This is a genomic window from Streptomyces sp. IBSBF 3136 (assembly GCF_036815105.1).
Classification (GTDB): domain Bacteria; phylum Actinomycetota; class Actinomycetes; order Streptomycetales; family Streptomycetaceae; genus Streptomyces.
In genome coordinates, this window is the sequence record NZ_JAJSZC010000377.1 from 1 (window position 1) to 4,213 (window position 4,213).

3 protein-coding genes are annotated in these 4,213 nt (G+C 73.0%); all 3 read left to right on the forward strand.

Features of this window, described 5'->3' with window-relative positions:
- On the forward strand, nucleotides 1-858 hold an 858-nt coding region (rsmA, locus tag V7E45_RS39040; protein ID WP_333779036.1), incomplete at its 5' end, for a 16S rRNA (adenine(1518)-N(6)/adenine(1519)-N(6))-dimethyltransferase RsmA.
- Nucleotides 855-1,763, forward strand: coding sequence for a 4-(cytidine 5'-diphospho)-2-C-methyl-D-erythritol kinase (locus V7E45_RS39045; protein ID WP_333779037.1), 909 nt, complete (start codon nucleotides 855-857; stop codon nucleotides 1,761-1,763). The genes rsmA and V7E45_RS39045, both read left to right, overlap by 4 nt.
- A gap of 301 nt (nucleotides 1,764-2,064) precedes the next feature.
- Nucleotides 2,065-3,873 carry an ABC-F family ATP-binding cassette domain-containing protein gene (locus V7E45_RS39050; protein WP_333779038.1) on the forward strand — a complete coding sequence of 603 codons (1,809 nt, stop codon included), beginning with the start codon at nucleotides 2,065-2,067 and terminating at the stop codon, nucleotides 3,871-3,873.
- The last annotated feature ends 340 nt before the right edge of the window (nucleotides 3,874-4,213 follow it).

Below are 4,213 nucleotides of genomic sequence, written 5' to 3' on the forward strand. Positions count from 1 at the left end.
ACCCCCGACGCCCTCCTCGGCCCCGCCGACATCCGCGAGCTCGCGGCCGCACTCGGTGTCCGCCCCACCAAGCAGCGCGGCCAGAACTTCGTGATCGACGCCAACACGGTCCGCCGGATCGTCCGCACCGCCGGGGTCCGCCCCGACGACGTGGTCGTCGAGGTCGGCCCGGGCCTCGGCTCCCTCACGCTCGCCCTGCTGGAGGCCGCCGACCGGGTCACCGCCGTCGAGATCGACGACGTGCTGGCCGCCGCGCTGCCCGCCACCATCGCCGCCCGGATGCCGGAGCGCGCCGACCGGTTCGCGCTGGTCCACTCCGACGCGATGCACGTCGCCGAACTGCCCGGCCCCGCGCCCACCGCCCTCGTGGCGAACCTGCCGTACAACGTGGCCGTGCCGGTGCTGCTGCACATGCTCGACACCTTCCCCGGCATCGAGCGGACGCTGGTGATGGTGCAGGCCGAGGTCGCCGACCGGCTGGCCGCCGCGCCCGGCTCGAAGGTGTACGGCGTCCCGTCCGTGAAGGCCAACTGGTACGCCGAGGTGAAGCGGGCCGGGTCCATCGGGCGCAACGTCTTCTGGCCCGCCCCGAACGTCGACAGCGGCCTGGTCTCGCTCGTCCGGCGGACCGAGCCGGTCAAGACCACGGCGTCCAAGGCACAGGTCTTCGCGGTCGTCGACGCGGCGTTCGCGCAGCGCCGCAAGACCTTGCGGGCGGCCCTCGCCGGCTGGGCCGGCTCCGCGGCCGCCGCCGAGGCGGCCCTGGTCGCGGCCGGGGTCTCGCCGCAGGCGCGCGGTGAGTCACTGACGGTGGAGGAGTTCGCTCGGATCGCCGAGCAGCGGGAGGCGGGCAAGTGAGCGTGACGGTGCGGGTGCCGGCGAAGGTGAACGTGCAGCTCGCGGTGGGCGCCGCCCGCCCCGACGGCTTCCACGACCTCGCCAACGTGTTCCTCGCGGTCGGTCTGTACGACGAGGTCACCGTCACCCCGGCGGACGGGCTCCGCGTCACCTGCGAGGGTCCGGACGCCGACCAGGTCCCGCTGGACCGCACCAACCTCGCGGCGCGTGCGGCGATCGCGCTCGCCGAACGCCGGGGCATCGAACCGGCCGTGCACCTCCACATCAACAAGGACATCCCGGTCGCCGGCGGCATGGCGGGCGGCAGCGCGGACGGCGCGGGCGCCCTGCTCGCCTGCGACACGCTGTGGGGCACCGGCGCCTCGCGCGCCGAGCTGCTCGCCATCTGCGCGGAGCTGGGCAGCGACGTGCCGTTCAGCCTGGTGGGCGGGGCCGCACTCGGCACCGGGCGCGGGGAACGGCTGACCGCGCTGGAGGTCGGCGGCACCTTCCACTGGGTGTTCGCGATGGCCGGGCGCGGACTGTCCACCCCGGCGGTCTTCCGGGAGTTCGACCGCATGGCCGAGGGGCGGGAGATCCCGGAGCCCGAGGCCTCGGCGGAACTGCTGGACGCGCTGGCCAAGGGTGACCCGGACGCGCTGGCCGCCGCCGTCTCCAACGACCTCCAGCCCGCAGCGCTCTCCCTCTTCCCGGAACTGGCCGACACCCTTGCCGCGGGCCGCGACGCGGGCGCCCTGACCGCGCTCGTCTCGGGTTCGGGTCCCACCACGGCCTTCCTCGCCCGCGACCCCGAGTCCGCCGCGAAGATCGCCGACGCCCTGCGCACCTCCGGCACCTGCCGCACGGTCCGCACGGCGACGGCACCCGCACCGGGCGCGACGGTGACCCGGCCGACGCGACGGTGACCGAGCCGGCCGCCCCGACGCCCGGCGCCCCCACCGCACGCTGATCCGGCCGCCGGGCCCGCCGAAACACGGCGGCACCACCCCGCTGCCGCGCGCGGTGGACACCGGCTCGCCGTGGCTGATGTGGGCCGTCTTCCCGGAGGTGGTACGCCGGGCCCGGTCGGGCCCGACCTCGACGAGGTGGAGTCGCCGCTGCCGGCCGTACGGTGCCACCAGCGGCGCCAGGAGGAACGGGCACCGGATCGACCCCCGACCTCCGACTACCCTGGAAGGTCGATCCATCCCCCGGGGCAGGAGTGAAATGGCCGTCAACCTGGTCAATGTCGAGAACGTCAGCAAGGTGTACGGCACCCGTGCCCTGCTGGACGGCGTCTCGCTCGGTGTGTCCGAAGGGGACCGGATCGGCGTCGTCGGGCGCAACGGCGACGGCAAGACCACCCTCATCCGGATGCTCGCCAAGCTGGAGGAGGCCGACACCGGACGCGTCACCCACTCCGGTGGGCTGCGGCTCGGCGTGCTCACCCAGCACGACTCGCTCGACCCCGCCGCCACCGTCCGGCACGAGGTCATCGGCGACATGGCCGACCACGAGTGGGCGGGCAACGCCAAGGTCAGGGACGTGCTGACCGGGCTGTTCGGGGGGCTTGACCTGCCCGGCTTCCCCAAGGGCCTGGACACCGTCATCGGACCGCTCTCCGGTGGCGAGCGGCGCCGTATCGCGCTCGCCAAGCTGCTCATCGAGGAGCAGGACCTGCTCGTCCTCGACGAGCCCACCAACCACCTCGACGTCGAGGGCATCGCCTGGCTCGCCACGCACCTGCGCAACCGGCGCTCGGCGCTGGTCTGCGTCACCCACGACCGGTGGTTCCTCGACCAGGTCTGCACCCGCATGTGGGACGTGCAGCGCGGCGACGTCTACGAGTACGAGGGCGGCTACTCCGACTACGTCTTCGCGCGCGCCGAGCGCGAGCGGATCGCCGCCACGGAAGAGGCCAAGCGGCAGAACCTCATCCGCAAGGAGCTGGCCTGGCTGCGCCGTGGCGCGCCCGCCCGTACCTCCAAGCCGCGTTTCCGTGTCGAGGCCGCCAACGAGCTGATCGCCGACGTGCCGCCGCCCCGCGACAGCAGCGAGCTGATGAAGTTCGCCTCCTCCCGGCTCGGCAAGTCCGTCTTCGACCTCGAGGACGTCACCGTCCAGGCCGGCCCGAAGGTGCTGCTCAAGCACGTCACCTGGCAGCTCGGCCCCGGCGACCGGATCGGCCTCGTCGGCGTCAACGGCGCCGGCAAGACCTCCCTGCTGCGGGCGATGGCGGACGCGGCCCGCACCGCGGGCGAGGCGCAGCCGGTCGGCGGCCGGGTCGCCGTCGGCCGGACCGTCAAGCTCGCCTACCTCTCCCAGGAGGTCGCCGAACTCAACCCCGCCCTGCGGGTCCTGGAGGCCGTGCAGCAGGTCCGGGAGCGCGTCGACCTCGGCAAGGGCCGCGAGATGACCGCCGGTCAGCTGTGCGAGACGTTCGGCTTCAGCAAGGAGAAGCAGTGGACGCCGGTCGGTGACCTCTCCGGTGGCGAGCGGCGGCGGCTCCAGCTGCTGCGCCTGCTCATGGACGAGCCCAACGTCCTCTTCCTCGACGAGCCCACCAACGACCTCGACATCGAGACCCTCACCCAGCTCGAGGACGTCCTCGACGGCTGGCCCGGCTCGATGATCGTCATCTCCCACGACCGGTTCTTCGTGGAGCGCACCACGGACCGGGTGTTCGCCCTCCTCGGTGACGGCGCCCTGCGGATGCTGCCGCGCGGCATCGACGAGTACCTGGAGCGGCGGCAGCGGATGGAGGAGGCGGTCGCCGCGCAGACCGCGGCCGCGGCCCCCCGCCCGGCCACCATGGAGAAGAGCGCCGCCGACCAGCGCACCGCCAAGAAGGAACTCCAGAAGATCGAGCGGCAGTTGGACAAGGTCTCCGAGAAGGAGTCCAAGCTGCACGCCCAGATCGCCGAGAACGCCACGGACTTCGCGAAGGTGGCGGAACTGGATGCCCAGCTGAGGGACTTGGGCGCCGAGCGGGAGGAACTGGAGATGCGCTGGCTGGAACTGGCGGAGGACGCCTGACCTCGCACGCGACCCGCGCAGGGGGCGCGTGCGTCGCGTGAAGGGGGCGTGAAGGCGCGTAACGGGGGCATCACGGGCCGGTTCTCCCTTGGGAACAGGGGAGGGCACGGCCCCGCCCGCTGTCCGCACCGGGTGATAGAAAGAGCCGTCTGAGAACAATATGAGTACGACCCAGGGTCCGTGAGCGAACCTCAGGGCGTGGCTAAAAGTCAGTGAACGAGGGGGAAGAGCGCTGATGACTCAGCCGCCCGACCAGCCGCCGCAGGGCGGTTTCGGAGCACCGCAGGACCAGCCGCCGCAGGGTGGTGGATTCGGCGCCCCGCAGTCGCCGCCCCCGCCC

Excerpts from the sequence above, each read along its gene's own strand:
- V7E45_RS39050 (WP_333779038.1), top strand. The coding sequence starts at position 2,065 with ATGGCCGTCAACCTGGTCAATGTCGAGAACGTCAGCAAGGTGTACGGC.